This window comes from Streptomyces clavuligerus (assembly GCF_005519465.1).
In the GTDB taxonomy this organism is placed as follows: Bacteria; Actinomycetota; Actinomycetes; order Streptomycetales; family Streptomycetaceae; genus Streptomyces; species Streptomyces clavuligerus.
In genome coordinates, this window is record NZ_CP027859.1 from 121,801 (window position 1) to 144,778 (window position 22,978).

The following is a 22,978-nucleotide window of genomic DNA, read 5'->3' on the forward strand; positions in this document are numbered from 1 at the left end:
GACACGGCAGTACGAGGCGAGAGCTGGGATGACCGGAACCGACACCCCCGAGTGGCCGCGGTGCGGACACACCGACAGCGGGGAACGCTGCCGGGGGCGCACCGTGGCCGCGTACCCGGCCTGCCTGGCCCATCTGGACGGCACCGAACGGACCGCGTACCTCGCCTCGCTGACCCCCGGAGCCGACCTCGACCATCGGGGCACCCCTTTCACCCAGAGCCTGCTCGACGAACTCCTCGCACCGCTCAGGGAGCCGGGGAGCGGGCGGGTGCGTGTCGGGGAGGCGGCCTTCGACGAGGTGCGGTTCACCGGGGACGCGGAGCTCGAAGGCATCGACTTCGGCGGCTTCTGCTCCTTCGCGTCGGCCGTCTTCGACGGGGGCCTGTACGTCCAGGACGCGTGTGTCGGCGGCGACCTCCGTCTCTCCGCGGCGCAGGTCGCGGGAGACGCCTGGTTCGACGACACCGAGGTGAAGGCCGACGCCTGGTTCTTCAAGGCGCGGATCGAGGGCGCGTTGCGGTTCTGCGTCCGCAGGATCGGCGGAAGCGCGATGTTCAAGGGCATGATGTGCGGGGACGCCTACTTCTCGGGTGCGCGGATGGCGGGCGTCACCTCCTTCAGCGAGGCGGTCGTCGACGGGGAGGCCGCCTTCGACGGAGTGCACTTCGAGCAGGGCGCCGACTTCACGAAGACCCGGATCGCCGGGCGTGCCTGCTTCGACGGCGCCCGTTTCCTGGTGAACAGCGCCCGCTTCGATGGGGCGGACATCGGCGGGGACATGCCGTTCACCGGGGCCTGCTTCGAGGCGGAAGCCAGCTTCGAGGAAACGGCGATCGGCGGTGACCTGTCCTTCTCCGGGGCCCAGCTGGCGGCCGGCGTCGACTTCCGGCGGGCGGTGTTCCGGCGTACCGCCCGGATCGGCCCGCTGATCTGCCCGGGGAGGGTGGACCTCTCCGGCGCCGTGTTCGAGGCCGCGGTGACGCTTGAGGCCGCCGCGCGGGAGGTGCGCTGCCGGCAGACCCGGTGGGCTCGTACCGCCGCGCTGCGGCTGCGGTACGCCCGGGTGGATCTGAGCGATGCTGTGCTGGAGTTCCCGGTGACCGTCGTCGGCCGGTCCCGCCCGTTCGTTTCGCCGGAGGGCGGGGTGATGGCCGAACCGGGGCTCACCGGTTCCCGGGTGCGTGTCACCTCGGTCAAGGGCGTGGACGCCGCATACCTGGTGCTGGCGGATGTCGACCTGACCGGCTGTCTCTTCGTGGGGACGGTCCACCTGGACCAGTTACGGCTCGAAGGCCGCTGCCTCCTCGCGTCACCACCCCCCGGGCCGCGCTGGATACGCCGCCGGACCCTCGCCGAGGAGCAGCACTGGCGAGCGATTCGGTACGGCGGTGGCTGGACGCCCGCGCCATCGGGTGTCGAGACGTATGGACCCGGGGTGCTCGCGCCGGTCTACCGGCAGCTCCGAAAGGCGCTTGAGGACGGCCGGAACGAGCCGGGAGCCGCCGACTTCTACTACGGCGAGATGGAGATGCGCCGTCATGACGCCGCGGTGTCCCGCGGCGAGCGAACGCTGCTGCGGCTGTACTGGGTGCTCTCCGGGTACGGCCTGCGCGCCGTGCGTGCCCTGACCTGGCTGGTCCTGGCGATGACGGCCACCGTGCTTGCGATGATGCTGTGGGGGCTGCCGCAAGCCGCTCCGGACCCGGTGAGCGCGGGGACCGCCGACGGCCGCCGGATAACCCTGACGACCACGAAGCCGGAACCCGTCAATCCGGAAGGGTCGTACGCAAAGCGTCTGTCGTCCGCGAGGTTGGAGAAGTCCATGAGGGTGGTGGCCAACTCGGTGATCTTCCGGGCCTCCGGACAGGATCTGACCACTACCGGGACATACATGGAGATGACTGCCCGCCTGATCGAGCCGGCTCTCCTCGCACTCGCCGTCCTCGCCGTGCGCAGCCGCGTGAAACGATGACGTGGCCGGTCCGCGCCGGGCATGTCCTCGCGTCGCATCAGTGTGCAACCACTCCGTCGGTGTCGATCGGGCCTTGACCCCGGGTTTTGAACATGTCTATGCGGCTTGGGCCAGGGTAGTTGCTGCTGGTGGTAGGTCGTTCTCGTAGGCGATCGGAGATCGCTGGCCGAGGCGGGAGTGTCGGCGGCGGTGTTGTATCGGGTCAGCCGGCGGAAGGCGTCGAATTTTGCCTCGTGCTCGCTCGACCAGGCCTTCCGGCCTTTGAGCGTCTCCCTCTTGAAGGCAGCGTCGAAGGACTCAGCCGCGGTATTGTCGGCGCTGGACCCGATCGCGCGCACCGCGCCCGCCCCGCCGGCCACACCGCGGGGTCCGGCGACACCGGCCCGTCCCAGGGCACCGCGTCGCTGTGCCCGCCGGAGGCCGACCGGATCACCGCCCACCTGATCGCCGCGGCCTCCCCCTGCGCACCACCAGCGAGACCTGCGCCCGGGAGCAGAGCGCGCATTGGTGGACCGCCGGACAGGCCACCGACACCGCCATCGGCTCCCCCGCCGCCCTCCGGGCCACCTCCGCACCTCCGCACCCTGGACATCCGCACCCTGGACATCCTGCGCGACACCGTCGCGACGCGCGGGCGACCGTCTCCACCGGAAAGTTGGCGATCTACCAGATCACCGGCAACCGCCTGACCTGACACTCAACAGCGCCATCGGCCCCACCCCTTCCAGCGGCACCGGGGACGAGGTGCGCGCCTGCGGCGTCCTCGGGCCCGGCCACACCGACGGCCTCCCGCACGACACCCGGTAGGCCCCGCTGTGGTGCAACCGCCATAGCCGTCAGCGCCGGATCCGTCTGCGGCCGGCGCCTGGGCGGGCCCGCAGTCCCGTGATCAAGCTCCCCAGGGGTGCGATGCGATCAGGGCGCGCAGCGCTGCGGCCACGGGGCGCGGGCGTTCTTGCATGGCGACGTGACCGACGCCGGGGAGGGTGAGCAGACGGGCGTCGCGGAAGGCAGCGTGGGCGCGGGAGGCCGTGCGGAAGGGGACGAGGCGGTCGTCGCGACCGTAGACGAGGAGGGTGGGGACGGCGATCCGGCGGGCCTGCTGCCAGGGGGACCCTCCTGGGAGGGGGAGATGCGCGCGGACGACGGCGCGGACGCCCGCCGCGAGCACGGCCGGTGCGTACGGGAGCTGCGCGCGACGCTGTCGTTCCCGCGCCTCGACAGCCCGTTGCCCGTCGCCGACGAGGGCGGGATCGGCGTAGATCAGACGGTAGAGGTCGTCCAACTGGCGCTCGACGCTCTGGCCGGCCAGTAGCCGGGAGGCGCCCGGCAGCCCCAGCAGGGCCACCCGCAGGGCTTGTGGCGTCGGGAGGGCGGGCAGGACGGGCGAGACGAGCGTCAGGGTGGCCACCAGGTCGGGGCGTTCGGCGGCGAGGTGGAGCGCGGCCAGGGCGCCGAGAGAGTTGCCGACCAGATGCACCCGGCGGTGCCCGGCGCGGTCGAGGTGGCCCGCGACGGCCGCGGCCTGGCGCCCGACCGTGACGACGCCGTCGGGCGGGGGCGCCGACCTCCCGAAACCCGGCAGATCCACGGCGAGACAGTGCGCCGTGTCCCGTACGAGGTCGATCAGCGCGGCCCAGTTGTGGGTCCAGCCGCCCAGCCCGTGCAGGAAGACGGCGGTGGCCGCGCCCGGATCGGGGCCGGGGGCGTACACGGTGGAAAGGGGCTGCTGCACGGTGGTCCTCCTCCTCGCGGGGGTGTTGCGTAGCCCGGGCCGGTGGTGCCGATGGCGTTGGAGTGGTTCCCGTGCCCGCTGGGTGGTGGGGCTGGTCGTCGCGGTGCGCCGGGGCCGGGGGGGGAGCGGTCCCGGCGCGCCGCGGGGTCGGCGCCCACTCACGGACCGGCGAATCCGCCCGTCTCGACGATGGCGCGCCGGTAGTGGTCGATGAGCCGGTCGCCGACCGCCTCCCAACTGCGCTCCACCACATCGGCCCGACCCGCCCGGCCGAACGCAGTCCGCAACGCCCCGCTGTCGGCCAGCCGCTCCACCGCCTGCCGGAGACCCCCCTCGTCGTGGGGCGGGACCAGGAACCCGGTGCGCTCCGGACGCACCAGGTCCAGGGGGCCGCCGGCCGCCGGGGCGACTACCGGCAGACCGCTGGCCATGGCCTCCTGGAGGGTCTGGCCGAAGGTCTCGTACGGCCCCGCGTGGGCGAACACGTCGAAGGAGGCGTAGAGCCGGGCGAGGTCGTGACCGGTCCTGCGGCCCAGGAAGACCGCGTGGGGCAGGGCGGCCTCCAGCCGGGCCCTGCAGGGGCCGTCGCCCACGACCACCAGGCGCACGCCGGGTATCCGCGCGACCTGCGCGAGGTGCTCGACCCGCTTCTCCACCGCCAGCCGCCCCACGTACCCCACCAGGACCTGCCCCGGGCCCAGCCGCCGACGCAGGGCCTCGTCGCGGTGGCGGGGGTGGAAGCGCACGCAGTCCACGCCGCGCGGCCACAGGTGGAGGCGGGGCACGCCCTGGTCCCGCAGGGCGTCGAGGGACGCCCGGGACGGGGCCAGCGTCCGGGCGGCCGCGGTGTGGACGCGCCGCAGCCACCACCAGGCCAACCGGGCCCCGGCGGCCCGCGCCACCGGAAGGTAGGTCCTGGCATAGGCGGCCAGGTCCGTCTGGAACACCGCCACCACCGGGACCCCCGCCCGCCCGGCCGCGGCCCCTCCGGCAGCCCCCAGCGCGAGCGGGCCGGCCAGGTGGACCACATGGGGGCGGTGGCGCGCGATGGCGTCCGCCACCCGGCGCCCCGGCAGGGCGACCCGCACCTCCGGATAGCCCGGCAGTGGCACGGAGGGCACCCGCACGACCTCATAGCCGTACGGCCGCTCCCCCTGCGGCGAGGCACCTTCGCCTCCGGTGGCTCCCGGAGCCGGGGCCACCACGAGGGGGACGTGTCCCCGAGCCCTGAGGTGCTCCGCCACCCTGAGCACGCTGTGGGCGACCCCGTTGAGCTGGGGCGCGAAGGACTCGGCGACGACCACCACCCGCAGTTGCCCGCCCCCGCGCGCCGGAGCGTCGACGGCGGCCGGCTCCCGCTCGTCCAGGGCCCCGGTCATCGGGCGCCCCCGACGTCCGCGGTCCGCGCCGCGGCAGGCGAGGGGGCTTCCGCGCAGCGGCCGACCGCGCGCAGGTCCCGCAGGATCTCGCGGAACGAGTCGACCAGACCTGCCTCGGCGTACGGCACCCCCACCTCCGCGCAGTAGGCGCGCACGATGCGGGAAGCCGGGCGCAGCGCCACCACCGGCATCGACGGGAAGAGGTGGTGCTCGATCTGGTGCCCGAGGCCGCCGAAGACGGCGTGGACGAACCGGCCCGCGCGCAGATTGCGGGAGGGCAGCACCTGGCGCCGGAAGTAATCCGCGCGCCCCGCGTCCGGGCCGGTCATCGGCATGCCCTTGTGGTTGGGGGCGAAGACGCACCCCAGGTAGACGCCGAGCACCGCCCCGCACACCCCGGTGAACGCCAGGGCCTGGAGGGGGGTGAGGACGACGAGCAGCAGCGCCGCCACGAGGAGGTAGTGCAGCACGGCCAGCGTCCGCTCCCACCCCGGATGGCGGACCGTGCCCCGCACGAGGGTCACCCCGGTGACGACGGCAAGACCCAGCGCCTGGAGGGAGAGCAGCGGGAAGAACAGCTCCGCCTGGTGGCGGGCGACGACGCGCCGCACGCCCCGGGTCCTGCGGGCCTGCTCGGGGGTGCGGACGAAGAGGAGCGAATCGGCGGCCGGGTCGTACCCCTCGCGGTTGGGGTGCGCGTGGTGGCGGTGGTGGTCGCTCACCCACCATCCGTAGCTCATGCCGACCACGAGGTTCCCGAGCAGCACGCCCGCGAGGGCGGTGGCCCGGCGGCTGGTGAACACCGCGCGGTGGGCGACGTCGTGCCCCAGCAGCGCCAGTTGGCCGAGGAGAAGGGCGAAGAGGGGTGCCAGCAGGAGCTGCCACCAGCTCGCGCCGAGCGCGGCGAACGACCCGAGGAGCAGGGCCAGGGCGATCAACAGCGCCGAGGCCCGACCGGCGTAGTACAGCGGCCGTCTGCGCAGGAGGCCGGCGGCGGCGACGCGGCGGTACAGCTCGGGGAAGTCGCCGCACGCCGGGGCGGCGTCGGTGCTCCATGTGTTCTGACCGGTCATGGCACCGCCCCCTTCCGGGTCCACCGTCCCGGTCCGGGCCTTGAGCGGCGCCGGGGTCCGCGGCGGGCACGCCGGGACGGTCCCGCCGGGCGCCGGCGGACGCAGCCACTATCGCCGCGCAAGCCCCCGCCGGTGGACCCCTTCCGCCGCGGATTCACCCGAAGGGGTGATGGCGTGCGGGGCCTGTCCCCAGATCAGGCCGGTGGCGTCTTCGGCGGGGCGAAGCGGACCCGCGCCTGGAAGCGGGCGGGAGGAGGGATCGGTTTTCCCGGCCGGGTCAGTTGAGGGCGTTGTCGAGGGTGGCAAGCAGGTGCCGTTGGCAGGCTCCGGGGCCGTCGACCAGGTCCACGAAGTCGGCGATGGCTGCGAGTGCGCAGGTCATCGCGCGCGGTTCGCTGCCGGGGATCGGACCGGCACCATCGTGCCAGGCGACTGGGTCGCGCCCTTCGAAGACTTCGGTCACAATCTTGCGCACTATCGGGAGGTCGGACGGCTCGACGGCCTCGGCCCACTGGCCGATCCGTCCGGCTGGATGGCGTCGCTGACGGAATGGCGGCGGGCGGGGTACCGGATCGAGGTGGTGGCCCTGGCGGTGCCGGAGGCGGTCAGCCAGCTCGGTGTACTGGACCGGTGTCTGCGGCTCGCCGAGGATGGGGCGGCCCGGTACGTGTCCTGGGACAGCCGGGGCGCCTGCGCCGCAGCGCTCCCCCGGGCCCTTGAAGCTGTTGAGACTGGGGGGTTGGCCGACCGGGTGACCGTCGTCCGCCGCGGTGCCGGCGTCGTGTACGCCAACGAGCTCGACGGCGGCGGACGTTGGCGACGTCCGGTAGGTGCGGCGGAGGCGGTGGACACCGAGTGGGCACGCCCGTGGAGCGCGGCCGAGACCGGCGCGTTCCGCCGGCGGCTCGCCGACGCCGACCGCCGCGCTCATGATCCGCGGCTCCCCGCAGACTGGGCGCTGGCCATACGCCGTGACGCCGAGCGGGCCGCCGCGCTCGCGGAACCGGTCCGCCGTACCACCCAGCCGAGGCGGGATGCGCCCGGTGCCGACTACCACCGGCTCTCCGCCGAGGAGCACCGCTGGATCTTCGACCACCTGATCGTCCCGGACCTGCTGGAGGGCATCACGCCCCAGGAGAGTCCGATCGCCGTATTCTTCATGGGAAACCCGGTGCGGGACTCAAGCCCGGGATGACGTAGCACCCGCGCGGTGCCCCGGGCGATACCGGGGCATGACCGTACAGCCCCTTCCGTTCCCCGTACCGGACGCGTTCGACCTGTTGCGTCCGCAGTACGCACAGCGGATGCCCGCCCGGCTGGAGGACCTCACCGGCCCGGTGCACGGAACGGTCGACCTGCCGCTGCACGTGGTCTGGTCGGGCCGCCGCTCCTACGGGCTGGAACAGCCCCGCTCCCGGATGGGCCTGTACCGCACCGTCCTGGCCGAGGGACAGCGCCAGGACCTGACCGACTTCCTGAACCGGGATCTCCTCATCGCGCAGTGGCCGGTCCTGTGCACCCTGATCAGCCGTCCGATCCGGGACGCGTGGGAAGCCGCTTTCCCCAGCTCACCACCGCGACGGCCACGGCCGCCGCGTGAACCTCACAGAACGGCACCGCCGGCTCCTGGCCGACGTCCTCGCCATCGGCGCGCCCTATCCGCTCGTGATCACCGGCGGATACGCCGTACAGGCCCATGGTCTGGTCGACCGGCTCTCGCAGGACCTGGACGTCGCCACCGAGAACCCGGCTCCCATCGACGAGATCATCCGCACGGTCGGTGACGGTCTGGCCGAGCGCGGCTGGGATGTCCGGCACATCGAGTCCAGTCCGCTGTCGGGCAGGCTCATCACCACCGACCGCGCCACCGGCGAGACGTGCGAGGTCGACGTCCTCAAGGAAGCCTTCTGGGCGCCACCGACGGTCACCGAGTACGGTCCCGTTCTCGCCCTGGACGACGTGATCGGCACCACGGTCCGCGCACTCGCGGACCGCGGCGCGGTCCGCGACCTCATCGACGTCCACGCCGCGATGCGGCACCGCTCGACCGCAGACCTGGGCACCTGGGCACCTGGGCACCTGGGCACCTGGGCACCTGGGCACCTGGGCACCTGGGCACCTGGGCACCTGGGCACCTGGAATGGTCCACCGACCTCAACACCCGCCTCCACCAGGACGACGACGACAGCGAGTGACGGAGTGGAGGACACGCTGCATGCCATGCCGCCCTGCCAGGGGCTGTCCGGCGGAGATTTCGTGACGCGGCGCCCACCATTCGGGTTCGGACAGCCACTCGCGCCAGGAACCCTCAGGACTCGCCATCACCAGTAAAGCGTCGAAGGGCAAGCCTGGTCAGAGGGTGTACAGCAGCTCGACAGGGTCGCATTCATGCGGCGTTGCTCGGTGAGGAAGCCGTCGGTCTTCTGCTCCAGTGTCCGCTGTGTCCGGAGATCACCGTGGAGAACGGGTTGGAGATCCTCACCCGCGCTGGGGCCGGAGAACGGGCAAAGCGTCACCTCGACGGAACGAGAACACCCTTCGGCCTGCGCCGCCGTCCCGCCCCCACGCCATCCGTCGGGGACGGGGTGGCCCCACGTCTCACGGGCCCAACCGGAGGCTGCCCTGGTCGGATGATGTGGAGCGCAGAGTGCGGCAGCTCGCGGAGAGCGATCTGCCGCACCGAGCGGAGTACGCGGCCATGTCCCGTGCCGACCCGGTGAGAGCGCCGGCCACCGCCCGGGCGGGCGGGACGCTCAACACTCCTGCGGCTTCGTGCTGTACGGGGTGTCTGGGTCAGTACTGGATGAGGACGGCACCATTGCCGCCGCTTTTGCCGGGGTTCCCTGGGACGCCCTGCTGCTGGGGTGTGTTGCCGCCTTTGCTTCCGGCTCCGTAGGCGTTGCCGTCGATCTCGGCTCCGGCTCCGCCCGCCCCGCCGGCTACGGCCGCTCCGCCAGATAGGTGCGTGGCGCCGTTCCCGCCCGTGTTGCCGTCCTCCTCGGAGAGGGACACGGTCACGCCGCCCGCGATCGCGATGCAGGTACCGCCGAGAGGCCCGCCGCCGCCCGATCCGTAGAAGAGGGTCCCGGTCGGATTCGCGCCCCAGCCGCCGTCGCCGGGTTCCAGGCCCCCGCCGTCTCCACCGACCCCCAGTCCGGGGCGGGTCCCGTTGTCGCCGGATCCTCCGCCGCCTCCGCCCCCACCCGGGGCCTGGACACTGATCAGCTCAGTGTCCGAACCGACGGAAGTGGCGCCCCCTCCCCCGCCGCCGCCCGCGCCGGTGAAGTCAGCGGTGCCGCCCGCCTTGCCGTTGCCTTCCAGACCGCCGCCGGCGCCGCCCTTCCCGCCGGGGTTCAACTGCCGGGAGACATTGGACGCACCGGCGCTTCCCGCACCGCCCGCTCCGACGACGAAGTTCAGCACGGTGGGCCGGCTCCCGGCCGGGAGGGACACGGCGCACTGCACACCGACGCCGCTGCCCCCGCCCCCGCCGCTCCCGATGGGAGCACTGTTGATGCTGGAGCCGGAGCCGCCTCCGCCGCCGCCCGCTCCCCAGGCGGTGATGGTCACCTCGGTGATTCCCGCGGGGATGGACAGGGTGCCGGGTCCGGGCGTGGTCACGAGCGTGGTGGTCGACCGGGGCAGCGGGGCGGGAGCGGCCCCGGCGGTGGCGGGCGCGGTCAGCGCACCCCCGCCCGTCAGGACAAGCGCTCCGAGCAGAGCTGGAATGCGGTGAAGGATCGATGACGTGGTCACAGAAGGGCCCTCCCGGAGAAGCGGGACGGGATGGTGCCACGGGTTCCCGCATCCGGCGGGCGCCGCGATGTTGCCCCCGCCCGGGACAAGGACGTCACATCCCTGTGCCTTGTCACACCGGCGAAGGCGGTACACCACCACCCAGCGTGTTCCCGCCATCGGTCCCTTGGGTATCCCTCACACGGGTGCCGTGCGTGCCCGGGCCGGCGTGCGATGCACCGGTGGGGTGTCGGCGGGTGGTCTGCATCGGATGGTTCCGTGGTGTTCCGCAGGTGAGGCGGCCTTCCTCGTGTCATGATCTTCTGCGGCTTTACGTCGATGATGACTGACTGCTCCGAAACGTGGGAGAAGGCATGGCCGAGCGCCAGAACGGCACCGTGAAGTGGTTCAACGACGAAAAGGGATACGGCTTCATCACGCCGGAGTCCGGGGCTGATCTGTTCGTGCATTTCCGGGCGATCGAGGGGAACGGCTTCAAGTCCCTGAAGGAGGGCCAGAAGGTCACCTTCGAGGCTGTCCAGGGCCAGAAGGGGATGCAGGCGGACAGGGTCCAGGTGTTGGCCTAGTAGTGCTTCGTTATGTTCTCGGTGGTCTGTGGCCGGTCGGCGTCACCGTGACCGCGCTGATCGGGGGCTATGACGCGGCTGCTCGGGACCGAGTTCCCCAGCAGACGCAGCGCGTCCGCGACGCCCAGCGCGGACAGGACAGTCCGGCCGCCGCAGCGGGCGGAGCCGACCGCCCCGCGCCGGGCAGCGAGCCGACCCGGTGCGGCGGCCGACAGGTTCACGATCCTCTCGCCGGGGAACGGAGCCATCGCCGGCCCGGCCGGGCGGAGTCCGGTCAGGCGAGCTGGTGCACCAGTTGGCTGGTCAGCTCGTACCGGGCGCCCGTGATCGCCAGCCGACCCGCCGCGATTCGCGGGGCCAGATCGGGTTCCGCCGCGAGCCGCGAGCGCACGCGGCGCACCTGGGCGGAGACCGTCGCGTCGATCCGGGCGTCGCCTTGCACCGAGCGGTCGATGGCGGGTCTGATCTCGGCGGCGATGTACTGGATGTGGGCGGGCAGTTCGGCGCCCGTCTCGTCCGCGTGCACGGCCGCGGCCACCGCGCCGCACGACTGGTGACCGAGCACGACGACAAGGGGGATGTCCAGTTCGAGGACTCCGTACGCGACACTTCCCAGTACCGCCTCGTCCAGCACCTGACCGGCGGAGCGCACGGTCAGCAGATCGCCCAGGCCCTGGTCGAAGACCAGTTCCGGTGGAACCCGGGAATCGATGCAGCCCAGGACGACCGCGAACGGGTGCTGTCCGGAGACCGCTTCGCGCCGGATGGTGTGCGTCTCGTGAGGGTGCTGCTCATGGAAGGTGCGCCAGCGCTGGTTGCCCGCGTGCAGTTCCCGAAGGGCCGCTTCGGGGGTGGCGGGCCGCGGGCCGGTGGACGTACGCGGGACGGCCGACGCGGCCGGGCCGCCGAGTGCCCAGGCGCCGGCCGTGACGGTGCTCCCGATGATCGCGGCGCGGAGCAGCCCGCGGCGCGGACGTGATACCGGGGCCGGCGTGGCACCGCCCGCCGCATGCCGTTCGGAAGGGAAGGTCATACAGAGAAGGTACGGCTCGGCGGCGCCCCCGGTGCCGCCGGATTGCCGAACATGCAGCAGGTTTTTTGCCGCTGTTGAACAAGCGCCGTGATCCTCGCCGTCCATCCCGGTGGCCCGTCCCCCAAGGGTTCCCAACCTCCCTTGTGTCCCTCTGGTCCGACCCGGCCCGGCACCCCTGGGGTGACGCGGTGACGGGGGTGCCCGGAAAGCGATGAGGGCTGACCGCATCCATGTCCATGGGAAGGGAAACGCGACGTCATCGACGCTTTCCGTCGGGACCGGGGAGCCTTCGGTACCGCCGGGGCCCGGACGGAGACGGATGTCCGGGCGCCGGGCCCGGCACGGTGTGCTCGTGGCGGCGGGGACCGTTCCCGCACGGGGCGGAACCCTGGGCACCGCCGCCACGCCCTCGGCACCCGAGGGCCGGACGCACCTGTCTGCGGACGGGACCTGGCAGGTGGACGGCTACGGGACCGCTCTCACCATCAGCGACGGGGTGCTGCGCACCCGGGACACCACGGCCATCAGCTGCCGGCCCGCCCTGACCGTGCGGCAGAGCGCCGTGACCGGCCCCGACGGCACCGTCCGGTTCGCCCAGGACGGCATCGTCACGACCGTATCGCCCCGGACCGCCTCCCTGAGCCACGACTCCGCGATGAGCACCCGGCGGATGCGCCGGATCAGCGCGCTGCCGGCCCTCTCCGGCCGGGAACAGCCGACCGGTCCGGTGGCGAACTTGTACGTCTTCTGGCAGACGTTCAAGGAGAACTACCCCTTCTTCACCGAACGGGGGTTCGACTGGGACGCGTTCATCGAACGGCGCGACCTGGGCGGAGAGTCGCTGGAGCGGTACGCCGACGGCGCGATCGGCTCCGCGGACCTGCCCGGCGGCATCGGCTGTCTGCGGATGAGCCGCTTCGTCGCCTGCGCACCCGGCGCGTACGGGCACGCGACCGACTCGCCCGCGCCGCCCCGGGTTCTGGACCGGATCATCAACCGGGCCCGGACCTCGGGCCCCGGCGCCCGGCGCGGACTGATCATCGACGTGCGGGGCGACATGGGCGGGCTGGACGGTCTGGCGCTACAGATCGCGAACCGGCTCACCAACCGTCCGTACGCCGCCTTCGCCGAGCAGACCCGCAATGACGCGCGGGACGAGACCCGGCTGACCCCGCGCCAGACCATGCGGGTGATCCCGGCCGCCGGCTCGCCCCGCTGCACCGGTCCGATCACGCTGCTGACCGGCGGTTCGACGGTCAGCGCGGGCGAGGCCTTCACCCAGGCGCCGGCCGAACGGCCCGCGCCCACTGTCCGGATCGGCGAGAACACCCAGGGCGTCTTCTCGGACACCCTCTCGCGCTCGCTGCCCAACGGCTGGGAGTCCAGCCTGTCCAACGAGAAGTGCACCACCCCGCGGGGGCACAGCTTCGAGGGCCCGGGGATTCCCCCGCCTCTGCGCACACCGGTCTTCACCGAGGCGGAGTCCGCGGCGGACCACGACGCGGTGTTCGACCGCGCCAGAGCACTGCTCACCGGCCGCCGCCGACCGGACGGCGACAACACCGGCCGCCGCACCCCCTGATCGCGCTCCCCGCGGGACGGTTCCCGCGCGGGGAGCGCGATCCGCTCGCGGACGCCGCCGACCGCCCGAGTGGTGCCGGCGCCGCCCGCGAGAGCGCGGCCCCGGCCGCTCATCGGCCCGCCCGGGGAACTCAGCCGCAGAGGGCGCGCTCCACGAGCCGCTGCACGGCCCGCTCCGCCCGGATCAGCTGGTTGACATCGGCGGTCTTGCCGCTCGCGGTGACGACGACCGACCGGCTGCCGTCGTCGGTGAACCCGGTTCGGACCGTGGTGCCGTCGAGATCGCCGCCATGGCCCCATCGGTGTCCACCGCAGCTCAGGGGCTGTCGCATCAGCCCCAGCCCGTAGCTGAGACCGGGCATCACCTCTCCGAACAGCCCGCCGACGGGCACCGTGCGGCGCATCTCCACGAGCTGAGCGGCGGGCAGCAGCCGGCCGCGGAACAGCGCGGTGTAGAACCGGTCGAGATCGCGCCGGGTCGATATCAGGGCACCCGCCGCATCGGTGGACGTCATATTGAGAACCGTGGTGTCGGTCCAGCGGTCCGAACCGCGGAACTTGTGATACGTACGCGCATGGGGTGCCCGCAGATACGGATCGGCGCCCGGGGTACGGGTGTCGCGCAGGCCCAGCGGGCGGATGACGCGGCGCGTCACCTCCTCGGCCCAGGTACGCCCGGTGGCCTTCTGGATGATCATCCCGGCGAGCAGATAGCCCGGGTTGGAGTAGTTCCACGCGGGCGCGGGATCACCCGGTGCCGCGGGCGGGAAGTCGGGCTTGTGCCGCATGGTGTACGCGATGGACTCCTCGGGCGTGAAACCGTCGAATCTGGTGCGCTCGAAGTCCTCCGCAGTGTCCCCATTGACCTCGACCTGGTCCCAGTTGTAGACGCCGCTGGTGTGCTGGAGCAGATGGCGCAGGGTGATGAGGCGGCCGTCGTTGCCCTGGCCGGTGACCACTCCCGGCAGCCACTTCTCGACCGTGTCGTCCAGTGACAGCCGTCCTTCGGCGACCAGTTGCAGCACGACGGTGGCGATGAAGGACTTGGTGACACTGGCCGCCCTGAACACCGCGTCGCGCGGGGTGGGCCTGCCGGTCCCCAGGACGGCCTCCCCGGCGTCGATGTGGGTGCGGCGCTGTCCATGACGCATCTCCACCGCGATGCCGATATAGCCCGCTTCCTTCAGGGTCCGCTCGATCTCGCGGGTCAGCTGGGCCCGGGTGAGGGGTGCGGCCGGGCGGTCCCCGGCGGTCGCGGCCGGTACGGGCCCGGCGGACGGGGCGGCTGTGGCGGGCACCGCCACCACGCCCGCGAGGAGCGCGGCGGCCACCGCGGCGGTGACGGCCATCCGTGAACGGGTCTTCTTGATCAGTGTGTTCATGACGTTCACGATGCCGAACGGGTGCCGGTACGCCCATGAGGCCAGCCCCCGGACAGAGGTGGGCCCAACCCCCCTGTTCCGGGAGGGACAGCGGGCTCAGGCGGAGATGTCGGTGCGGAGGGTGAGCTCCCTTCCGGTCGGCGCGGGTGCACGCCGTGGCCGGGGGCGACCGGCCTGTCGCAGCCGGCGGCGGCGCTGATCCGGCGGGGCGCTCCTGACGGGAACGTACCGAACGGCCCGGACGGCCCTCGGCGATCCGCCGATCTCCGGCCTTCCCGCCACACCCGGCCCCACCGGATACACCCGCTCGGGCGGCAGCAGCCGCTGGGCCCGGGCCGCGCGGCACGACCGCACCAGCGCGGCGGCCTTGCGGGCCTGCACGGTGATGTCTGCGAGGTCCACCGGCCATTCCTCGTTGAAGCGCTTGATCGGCTCGCGGCCGATGCCGACCTGGATGCTGTAGCGGTTGAGCGCGGAGCCTCGTTGGGTCCGCTCCGGGCCCCACCGCGTCAGCAGCCTCGGGCGAGCGACAACCGTGCGTGAGCTGCAAGTGAGAACCTCCAGGATGACGACTACGGGCACGCCCGGCTGCTGCTCTGGTACGGAGTACGGCACGCCCTGCCGCTCTCCGCCCCCTGCTCCTGCCGGCGGACGACTGGACCCTGCACCGGCCCGCCGGGAAGCGGCCCGTCGATGAGCTGCCGGCCGACGACGCTACGCAGGTCGTGCCGCATCCGAGTCGACCGACGGGGTGAAGTGTGCCCATCGGCCGGACACGGCCGGATTTTCGGTCGATCCTGGTACCGGAATCTCACCATGGGGGCAGCACATGAGTGATCTGTCGGAGGCGGACACGGGGTCCGCCGGCATCACCTTTCCGGCGCCGGGCGCGGCCCGGCTCGTACCGACGAAGAAGATCAAGGTAGAGGGCCGGACGGTGGAACCGCCCCTCGTCAAGGACAAGCCCGCGCACGATCACACCGTGTTGCAGTCGCTCGCCTTCGACAACGTCAACAAGGCGCTCTATCTGGCCCAGTTGACCAATGGCGGAGCGGAAAGCGACAAGAACGGCGACCTGACCATCACCCGGTGGGTGTGGAACGGGTCCGCGACGACACCCGGCTACGCGTACGCCGGGTTCATGCTGCTGACCGGGTTCGGACACGGCGTGAGCATCGGAGTCGATCCCGACCCGGCGACCGGTGTGGCGCACCTGTGGACCGAGGTCGACAACGTGCCCTATCTCCTCCCCGGCACCACCGGCCAGTGGAGCGGACGGGGGAAGAACATCTGCCGCTTCGCATACGCCGACGGGCAGACCCTGACGAACACCAGCGCGCTGCTCCAGAAGCACACGCCGGTGCCGGGCAGCAGCCACAACACGGTGAACATCGATCCGGTCTACGAACGGCTGGTGCACCGCTTCGAGCTCGACGGCAGGATGCGCTACCGCGTCCACGATCTGGGCAAGGCGCGCCAGGGGATCTGGAACGACTACGTCGCCGACGTAGCGGAGCCGAACCCCTTCCCCGGCGTCGGAGGTCCGTCGTTCCAGGGGTACGCGGTGGCCGGAAGCTATCTCTATCTGCTGCACGGGGACTCCTACGACTCTCCCCACTCGCCCCCGGGCGTCGGCAACACCCACCTCACCTCGGTGCACCTCGGCACGGGCGCCGTTGATACCTCGTTCCTCACCGAGGCGGGTGCCTCGCTGACGTACCGGGAGCCGGAGGGGCTCTCCATCCGGGTGCCGAACCGGGCCACACCCCAGGTGTTCGACCTGGGGTTCGGCTTCGCCTGCGGCACCAGCGGTGCCCACACCGTGACCATCTACCTCAAGGACGAACTGACCCAGGGCTGACCCGGGCCGGGTCGTTCCTCATCGCCGCGGCCACCAAGACGCTGCCGAACGTGAACGTGCGCGCCTTGCACGTCCTGGTGCCCACGTATCTGAAGGCCGACCCCGGCACGGCGGCAGCCGACCCCGGCTTGCGACTGGCGGCGCCCGCCGTGCCGGACGGCTTACCGCTGGGCGGTCGAGGCGCACCGCCAAGCCGCCGGGCCGTCCCGAGTGGATCCGGGGGTCGCGGCTGTGGTGGAGCGGCAGACGAAGGCGATGCGGGAGCTCTCGCGCCGGGCGTTCCCCGGTCACCGAGGCAGGTGCGGCGCTCGGAGATGAGGTCACCGACCGTGCGCCGGATCCTCGCCACCGCCCTCAGACGGCGGCGGTTCGGCGGAAGCGGCAGTCGGGGACCGCCCCCGCAGGACTTCGATGCCGCATGCGGCGAAGACCGCGTCGAAGGACTCGGTGTACTTCGCGTCCCGGTCGCGGATCAGGAACACAGTGAGTCGACCCGCACGCCCGGCTGCGGGTGCCGGACCTCCGGACCTCCGGACCTGGCGATCGCCGACGTCGAGCAGGCGGAGGCGGATTCGCCGAGTACCGGTACGAGTGACGGGCCAACCAGCGATTGCTGGACCACCAGCCCGCCAGCCCGCCGGACCACCAGCCCGTCGGACCCCCGGACCCCCGGACCAGCACGTCACAAGGTCGATCGCGGGGCCCGTTGGCAGACGGTTCTTCCGCTGGGGCTGCCATGTGCTCGGCCTTGGACTTCTCATGGGCCGTTGATCCAGTGGAGTACGGTCCATCTCCCCGCTCTCACTGCCCAGTCGTGAGAGCGTCTTTGAGGAAGGCACCGCCCTGGCGGATGGCGGCCTCGGTGGGCGGACTGTCGCGCAGAGCGTTCAGAGACGCGAAGTCGTGGACTGTTCCGAGGTAGCGGACGGCGGTCACGGCCACACCTGCTTGCTGTAGCTGACGCGCGTACTGCTCCCTCTCGTCCCGAACGACGTCGGCCTCGGCTGTGACGACCAGTGCGGGGGCAGGCCCGCCGGCTCGGTGGTTGTTGCCCGTAGCGGGGACGCCGTGGCTTCAGCGAGTTCCCGATCGTCGTCCGTGTACAAGGCCGAGGTGGTGACGGCTTCGTCCCGGTGGACGGCATCGTGCAGGACGGTGGTGGAGACGCGTCCGCTGCGGGGTCAAGGCGAACCGGCCCGCGCACACCACGCTCCCGGTCACCGCCGGCGTCCTGAGGCACGTCGGCAAACCGGCACGGCCGTATCCGGCGCGCACGGTACTGCCGGACATGCTGCGCTTCGACCGCTCCAGGCCCGTGGCCTACTCCAACGGGCGCGTGTCCACCGACGACGTCACCCCTGCCTGGGTACTCCCCACGCCGAACCGGCAAGCCTCCGGCCGGCGACACAGGCCCCACGCTGCCGGAACTCCTGGGGGCCGTCGGTCCTCCGTCGGTCGCGGGGTCGGCCGTCGCCGTCTCTACTGACCCATCGGCCGGCCGGCGGCCCGGCAGGGGGCCGTGCCGACTCCCATGCCGTCGAGGAGGAAGGTCAGGCCGCTGGTGAAGTTGGTGTCCCAGTCGTCGTCGGCGATGTAGTTGTGGGCCGCGACGGTGGGGAAGCGGTCGCGCTTGCCGTGGAGGTACTCCTGGCCCAGCCGGATCTCCTCGGCGGAGAGCCGCAGGTTGGACTGGGCGGCGGTGGCGCCCATGACGTGGTTGTACAGCGCCCAGGTCGCGGCGTTGAGCTGCTGCTCCGTCACCCCGGCACGCAGCAGGGCCGACTGGAGGAACTCCATCCAGACGAGGAAGTTCGGCCCCATGAGCGGCCGTTGGCGTGAGGGGACCTCGGTGGCCCAGGGGTGCCGCAGCATCGCCCGGCGCCAACTGTCGACCAGCGCGGTGATGTCGTCGCGCGGGTCGTCCGAGTGCCGGTCGGGCACCTGGGACTCTCCGAAGATCTCGTCCACGGCGAGGTCGATGACATCGTCCTTGGTCGCCACATGCCAGTAGAGGGTCGTCGCGCCCGCCTGGAGCCGCTCGGCCAGCCGGCGCATCGTCAGCCGGCCCATGCCCTCCTCGTCCAGCAGGGCCACGGCCGCCCGGACGATCCGCTCCCGGGTGAGCGGCGGCTCCTGACCGGCGCCGCGCGCGGGTCTGAGCCACACGTTTCCGACCTTCGCGCCGGACCGAGTCTCCTTGCCCACGACGACGATCACCTCCAGATGTGCCCCGTCCACGGCCCGGTCTCGACCGCGGACGCTCTGCCGAATGCTGAAGAGTCTTACACAGCCGGACCGCTCGCCCGTCCCGCCGTCCGCCCCGGGAAGCAGTGCAGAAGCCGGCGCACAAAGGCTCCTCCCGCGCCACCGGCCGCCCTGGTCCACGGCGGCTGCCTGAAGATTTTTCCCTTCAATATCCCTGTTCAGAGCGGTATTTGAAGCGCGGGGTCGGTATTTTCCCGCTGCCCGGAGCCCGGACCGGGGCGGGGAACTGTAGTAGCGTCGGGCATCACTAGACCAACGTTCCAGTCCCCCGACCATAGTGCGAGTGACCGTGACAGAGACCTGGCAGGACACCCCCGCGTCATCGGCGCGACCCTCGAAGCGCTGGTGGGCATTACCCGTCATCAGCCTTGCCCAACTGATGGTCGTGCTCGACGCGACCATCGTGAACATCGCTCTTCCCTCGATGCAGCAGGACCTGGGGATGACGGACGCCGACCGGCACTGGGCGATCACGGCGTACGCCCTCGCCTTCGGCGGGCTGCTCCTCCTCGGCGGGCGGGTCAGCAGCGCTCTGAGCCACCGTCGCTCCTTCGCCATCGGCCTGGTCGGTTTCGCGCTTGCCTCGGGGCTCGGCGGCGCGGCCGAGAACGCGGGTGTGCTGATCGCCGCCCGCGCCGGGCAGGGCGTCTTCGCCGCGCTGCTGGCGCCGGCGGCACTGTCCCTGCTGATCCTGACCTTCATCGACGCGAAGGAACGCGGGGTGGCCTTTGGTGTCTTCGCCGGTGTCGGCGCGGGCGGCGCGGCGCTCGGCGTCGTCGCGGGCGGCCTGCTCACCGAGTACGCCGACTGGCGCTGGACCCTCTACATCAACATCCCCATGGCCGCACTCGCCCTGGCCGGAGTGACGTTCCTGCTGCGTGACCGCGCCACCGGCAATCTGCGCCATCTCGACATCCCCGGGGTGCTGCTGAGCGCCGCGGGCCTGGTCGCGCTGGTCTACGGCTTCTCACAGGCCGAACCCCGCGGCTGGGGCGACCCGCAGGTGCTGATCCTGCTCACCGGCGGCGTGCTGCTGCTCGTTCTGTTCGTCGTGGTCGAGGCGAAGTCCCGGCAGGCGCTTCTGCCGCTGCACATCGTCACCCACCGGACCCGGGGTGTCGCCTTCCTCTCCGTGTGTGCGATGTTCATCGCGATGTTCGGCTTCTACCTCTTCGTCAGCTACTACACCCAGACGATTCTCGGCTACTCACCGGTCAAGGCAGGTATGACCCTGCTCGTCAACGCCGTGAGCACCACCGTCGGTGCGATGCTGATCGCCGGGAGACTCCAGGGGCGGCTCGCCCCGAACACCCTGATCGCCGGGAGCCTGGTCTCCTCCGCCCTCGGCATGCTGATCCTCACCCAACTGGAGGTGGACAGCTCCCATGTCTTCGCGGTGTTCCTGACCCCGTCCATGATCCTCACCGGCATCGGGCTGGGCTGTCTGCTCGCGGTGGCCACCAACCGGGCGACCGACGAACTGGACTGGGCCGAAGCCGGTGTTGCCTCCGCAACCTACAACACGGTGCAGCAGATGGGCGCGGCCTTCGGTACGGCGCTGCTCAACTCCATCGCCACCAGCGTCACCGCCTCCTACCTCGCCGACCGCGGGAACCGTCCCGGGGACATCTCCGCCGGGACCGTGCACGGCTACGCGGTGGCCCTCTGGGTTGCGTTCGGAACCCTGATCGTGGGCGCCGCCCTCGTCGCGCTCCTCGGCAGCGGCGACGCACGGGGCAGCAAGACCTCCCCCGAGGCGGAGACGTCGACGACCTGACCCCCCATCCCCTCGCGAGAGAAGAGGACAGCGCTCATGCGCGGCACCAAGATGGAAGCCCCGATCGCCAACGGCTTCGTCCCCATCATCGACTTGTCCGCACGTACAACGCCTCCAGGGCGACAGGCGATCGCCGGGGCGATCGACCGGGCATGCACCGGTTCCGGGTTCTTCGTGATCGTCGGTACCGGCTCCGGTCTGAGGTGTCGCCGCCGGGATCGGCTTACATGGTCGTCTCACCGAGGCAGCCGTGAAGCCGATGTCGGGCCTTGCCATCACCCGGCCGCAGCCGATCTGTCTGTTGTCGCCGGCGAGGGCCGAGCGGCGAGTTCGGTGAGGCGGTCCGCCCACGAGGCGGTCGCCCTCCTCGCGTGGGCGGTGGTTTGTCCGCGCAGCCGTTCCAGCCGCGTTGGGAGGAGATGCTCGGCTGTGCGTTCCCGGGCAGTGCTGGCGGCGGCCGTGGCGGCTGCGCGGTCTCGGTGCCGGTTCTCCTCGGTCCGGTATGCCCGGTGGGCCTCCGCGTCGGCCTCCGACGTGCGGCTCAGCCGGTCGAGGGCGCTGCTGTGGTACTCGGGGAGTGCCTGTTCCAGGGTCTGAAGTGCGGTGAAGGCGAGCACGGACGCGGTCTCGTCTGCTTCCTCCGCCAATCCGTCTGGGCCTGCTGCCCGCAGAAAGTCGTCCTGGGCCATGCGGATGGTGGCCCCGAGGCATGCCCGGACGTCGGCGCGGACGGCAGCGACGGCGCCCGGGTGGTCGAGGTCGGCGGCGACGACACCACCGGGGTAACCGCCGCCGATGTGAAGCCCGGCGGTACGCCAACACGCCCTCCTGGCAGCACTGCCCGACCTGATCACCGGGACCTGGCGCACCACCGCCGCCCCGGGCGCCCCGCACTGCGAGCGGCTGGTGGACCTCACCGACTGGTAGCCCTCCAGGGGGCGTGCAGCGGTGGGGCCGGCATTCGCCACCGGCGGGGTGTGGCAGGACACCGCGGCCGCCCCGACTGTCGGAGCCCTCGGCCCTCGTTTGGCCGTCAAGCCTCCGTGAGGGTCCGGCGTCCCGGGTTTGCCGTGGTCGCCGCAGGGTAGAGCGGGACCCACCGCGGTTGATCGCCCGAGGGGAGGGGTCAGGGATGAGTGGGAACCGGTACCGGCCGATGTCACGGACGCACGGTGGAGTCGCACACGGTGAGCCTGTCCGAGGCCAGATGCGACTGCGGCCGACGACCCCACCGAGCACGCCGGGATCGTGGCGATCCGCGTCGCGTGCCGGGCGCTGCCCACAGCCCTCCGCCGTTCCACCCCTGGGCCGACGCGACCCACCGCGTCGACTGCTGACCACCGGGGACTCCGCCCGTACTCGCGCGGCGGCGCGGGTCCCGTCGCCGGCGGCAACCGCCGGACGCACCCGAGAGAAGGAGCATTCATGGTCTCCCACCAGCCGGACCACCGGACACCGAGGACTCGGAGCACACCAACCGCGCCCGGCACCCCCGTGGTGTACGACGACCCGGACTTCTTCGACGCCTACACCGCCTTCCGGGCCGGTTCCGCCGGACGCCTGTCCAACGACGCCCTCGAACACCCCGCCATCCGTTCCCTGATACCCTCACCGGTCGGCCGGGACGTGCTGGACATCGGATGCGGTACGGGCGACCTCAGCCGGTGGTGCGCGAGATCCGGCGCACGCTCTGTGCTCGCTGTGGACCCCTCGGCCCGCATGATCGACCGCGCGCGGGAGCTGACAGGAGAGGACGAGGCCCACTCCATACGCTGGCTCCACCAGCCCGTGGAAACGGTCGAGCTCGACCCCGGCAGTCTGGACCTGGCCGTCAGCTCCCTCGCGCTGCACTACATCGCCGACTACCCCGGACTGCTGCGCCGTGTCCACCGTTGGCTGCGGCCCGGCGGTGTCCTCGTCTACTCCACCGAGCACCCCGTTCACACCGCGACCGCCTCCCAGGAGGAGGGCTGGTGCCTGGACGGGACGGGCGACCCACGGCACTGGAAACTGGACGACTACGGGGTCGAAGGCCCCCGTGACCAGCGTTGGCTCGGCACCACCGTTCCCAAGCACCACCGCAGGATCAGCACCCTGCTGAACGCTCTCACCGGGACCGGCTTCCTCATCGAGCAGGTCCTGGAGCCCCGGCCCGACCCGACGGCGCCCGTCGACCTCCGGATGACCGAGTACACCCGCCGCCCCATTTTCCTCCTGGTTCGCGCCCGCCGCTGAACCCACGGGCATCGGCTGCGGCACCCGGCCAGATCCGGGTTGCCGGGCGGGCCACCCCCGCGCGGGGGTGGCCCGCCCGGCGGGACAGCGCCCGCACCGCGGGCGGCCTGCCGTCCCACCGCCTTCGCGATGCCCGGGTCCGCCAGGGACAGCCGGGCGGCCTGGCGGTGCGCCTCGATCGCGCGGTGGCAGCCCTCCGGCGGTGTCCGGCGTTCCAACGTCACGGCGGACACGGTCGGTTGCGGTGCCGGATTGGCGGTCGTCGTCACGGCGTCGGTGACCGTGCCGGGAGCCAGAACGCCCCGCTGCCTGATTGGCGGCAGCGATGACCCGAGCCGTCTCCATACGGGCCTTTGTCCCCAG

At 72.0% G+C, this 22,978-nt stretch carries 17 protein-coding genes and 3 pseudogenes; 9 read left to right on the forward strand and 11 right to left on the reverse strand.

Annotated elements, in window-relative coordinates:
- The first annotated feature begins 28 nt into the window (after positions 1–28).
- The gene (locus tag CRV15_RS28635) at positions 29–1,972 is read left to right on the forward strand and encodes a pentapeptide repeat-containing protein (protein WP_003956042.1); all 1,944 of its coding nucleotides are present in this window, start codon (positions 29–31) and stop codon (positions 1,970–1,972) included.
- 889 nt (positions 1,973–2,861) lie between these two features.
- Here the strand turns inward: CRV15_RS28635 and CRV15_RS28640 are convergent.
- The 3 genes from CRV15_RS28640 to CRV15_RS28650 all read right to left on the reverse strand — a co-directional run bounded on the left by CRV15_RS28640 (position 2,862) and on the right by CRV15_RS28650 (position 6,159).
- Complete coding sequence (locus tag CRV15_RS28640; protein ID WP_009998909.1) at positions 2,862–3,707, reverse strand: alpha/beta fold hydrolase; 846 nt, start codon at positions 3,705–3,707, stop codon at positions 2,862–2,864.
- Positions 3,708–3,865: 158 nt separating this feature from the next.
- Positions 3,866–5,020: a glycosyltransferase family 4 protein gene (locus CRV15_RS28645; RefSeq protein WP_044972757.1), complete on the reverse strand. Its 1,155-nt coding sequence runs from the start codon at positions 5,018–5,020 to the stop codon at positions 3,866–3,868.
- 62 nt (positions 5,021–5,082) lie between these two features.
- On the reverse strand, positions 5,083–6,159 hold the full coding sequence (locus CRV15_RS28650; protein WP_003962931.1) for a fatty acid desaturase family protein: 1,077 nt from the start codon (positions 6,157–6,159) through the stop codon (positions 5,083–5,085).
- Positions 6,160–6,469: 310 nt separating this feature from the next.
- Here CRV15_RS28650 and CRV15_RS28655 point away from each other — a divergent pair, with 310 nt between their 5' ends.
- The 3 genes and pseudogenes from CRV15_RS28655 (at position 6,470) to CRV15_RS28665 (ending at position 8,354) form a co-directional block, all read left to right on the forward strand.
- A complete protein-coding gene (locus tag CRV15_RS28655; protein WP_230864353.1) occupies positions 6,470–7,354 on the forward strand; it encodes a zeta toxin family protein in 885 nt (294 codons plus the stop codon).
- 37 nt (positions 7,355–7,391) lie between these two features.
- A pseudogene (locus tag CRV15_RS37770) lies at positions 7,392–7,724 on the forward strand (transcriptional regulator); the annotation flags it as partial.
- A 31-nt stretch (positions 7,725–7,755) separates the two neighbouring features.
- Positions 7,756–8,354, forward strand: a pseudogene (locus CRV15_RS28665) (nucleotidyl transferase AbiEii/AbiGii toxin family protein).
- A gap of 598 nt (positions 8,355–8,952) precedes the next feature.
- On the opposite strand, the gene CRV15_RS37505 reads toward CRV15_RS28665, so the two are convergent.
- Positions 8,953–9,915, reverse strand: coding sequence for a hypothetical protein (locus CRV15_RS37505; protein WP_009998914.1), 963 nt, complete (start codon positions 9,913–9,915; stop codon positions 8,953–8,955).
- A gap of 353 nt (positions 9,916–10,268) precedes the next feature.
- On the opposite strand from CRV15_RS37505, the gene CRV15_RS28675 reads away from it, so the two are divergent.
- Positions 10,269–10,481: a cold-shock protein gene (locus tag CRV15_RS28675; RefSeq protein WP_003956031.1), complete on the forward strand. Its 213-nt coding sequence runs from the start codon at positions 10,269–10,271 to the stop codon at positions 10,479–10,481.
- On the opposite strand, the gene CRV15_RS28680 is transcribed toward CRV15_RS28675, so the two are convergent.
- Together CRV15_RS28680 and CRV15_RS28685 are read right to left on the reverse strand one after the other, a co-directional pair.
- On the reverse strand, positions 10,478–10,729 hold the full coding sequence (locus CRV15_RS28680) for a hypothetical protein (RefSeq protein ID WP_003956030.1): 252 nt from the start codon (positions 10,727–10,729) through the stop codon (positions 10,478–10,480). The genes CRV15_RS28675 and CRV15_RS28680 overlap by 4 nt on opposite strands.
- Positions 10,730–10,755: 26 nt before the next feature.
- Positions 10,756–11,514, reverse strand: coding sequence for a carbonic anhydrase (locus CRV15_RS28685; protein ID WP_003956029.1), 759 nt, complete (start codon positions 11,512–11,514; stop codon positions 10,756–10,758).
- A gap of 319 nt (positions 11,515–11,833) precedes the next feature.
- Here CRV15_RS28685 and CRV15_RS28690 point away from each other — a divergent pair, with 319 nt between their 5' ends.
- Complete coding sequence (locus CRV15_RS28690) at positions 11,834–13,096, forward strand: S41 family peptidase (RefSeq protein ID WP_009998915.1); 1,263 nt, start codon at positions 11,834–11,836, stop codon at positions 13,094–13,096.
- Positions 13,097–13,226: 130 nt separating this feature from the next.
- Here the strand turns inward: CRV15_RS28690 and CRV15_RS28695 are convergent, their stop codons facing one another.
- Both CRV15_RS28695 and CRV15_RS28700 read right to left on the reverse strand, forming a co-directional pair.
- Positions 13,227–14,477, reverse strand: coding sequence for a serine hydrolase domain-containing protein (locus CRV15_RS28695; protein WP_009998916.1), 1,251 nt, complete (start codon positions 14,475–14,477; stop codon positions 13,227–13,229).
- Between the two features lie 96 nt (positions 14,478–14,573).
- Complete coding sequence (locus CRV15_RS28700) at positions 14,574–15,059, reverse strand: DUF4291 family protein (RefSeq protein ID WP_003962934.1); 486 nt, start codon at positions 15,057–15,059, stop codon at positions 14,574–14,576.
- Between the two features lie 247 nt (positions 15,060–15,306).
- On the opposite strand from CRV15_RS28700, the gene CRV15_RS28705 reads away from it, so the two are divergent.
- Positions 15,307–16,338 (forward strand): hypothetical protein, encoded by a 1,032-nt coding sequence (locus CRV15_RS28705; RefSeq protein WP_009998918.1) that lies wholly within the window; start codon positions 15,307–15,309, stop codon positions 16,336–16,338.
- An 801-nt stretch (positions 16,339–17,139) separates the two neighbouring features.
- On the opposite strand, the pseudogene CRV15_RS28715 reads toward CRV15_RS28705, so the two are convergent.
- Together CRV15_RS28715 and CRV15_RS28720 are read right to left on the reverse strand one after the other, a co-directional pair.
- Positions 17,140–17,441, reverse strand: a pseudogene (locus CRV15_RS28715) (alpha/beta hydrolase); the annotation flags it as partial.
- A 376-nt stretch (positions 17,442–17,817) separates the two neighbouring features.
- Positions 17,818–18,576: a TetR/AcrR family transcriptional regulator gene (locus CRV15_RS28720; protein ID WP_009998919.1), complete on the reverse strand. Its 759-nt coding sequence runs from the start codon at positions 18,574–18,576 to the stop codon at positions 17,818–17,820.
- Positions 18,577–18,982: 406 nt separating this feature from the next.
- On the opposite strand from CRV15_RS28720, the gene CRV15_RS28725 reads away from it, so the two are divergent.
- The gene (locus tag CRV15_RS28725) at positions 18,983–20,380 is read left to right on the forward strand and encodes an MFS transporter (RefSeq protein WP_009998920.1); all 1,398 of its coding nucleotides are present in this window, start codon (positions 18,983–18,985) and stop codon (positions 20,378–20,380) included.
- 275 nt (positions 20,381–20,655) lie between these two features.
- Here the strand turns inward: CRV15_RS28725 and CRV15_RS28735 are convergent, their stop codons facing one another.
- A complete protein-coding gene (locus CRV15_RS28735) occupies positions 20,656–21,348 on the reverse strand; it encodes a hypothetical protein (protein ID WP_230864351.1) in 693 nt (230 codons plus the stop codon).
- Positions 21,349–21,805: 457 nt separating this feature from the next.
- Between CRV15_RS28735 and CRV15_RS28740 the strand changes: the two genes are divergently transcribed.
- Positions 21,806–22,615 (forward strand): class I SAM-dependent methyltransferase, encoded by an 810-nt coding sequence (locus tag CRV15_RS28740; protein ID WP_003956016.1) that lies wholly within the window; start codon positions 21,806–21,808, stop codon positions 22,613–22,615.
- The last annotated feature ends 363 nt before the right edge of the window (positions 22,616–22,978 follow it).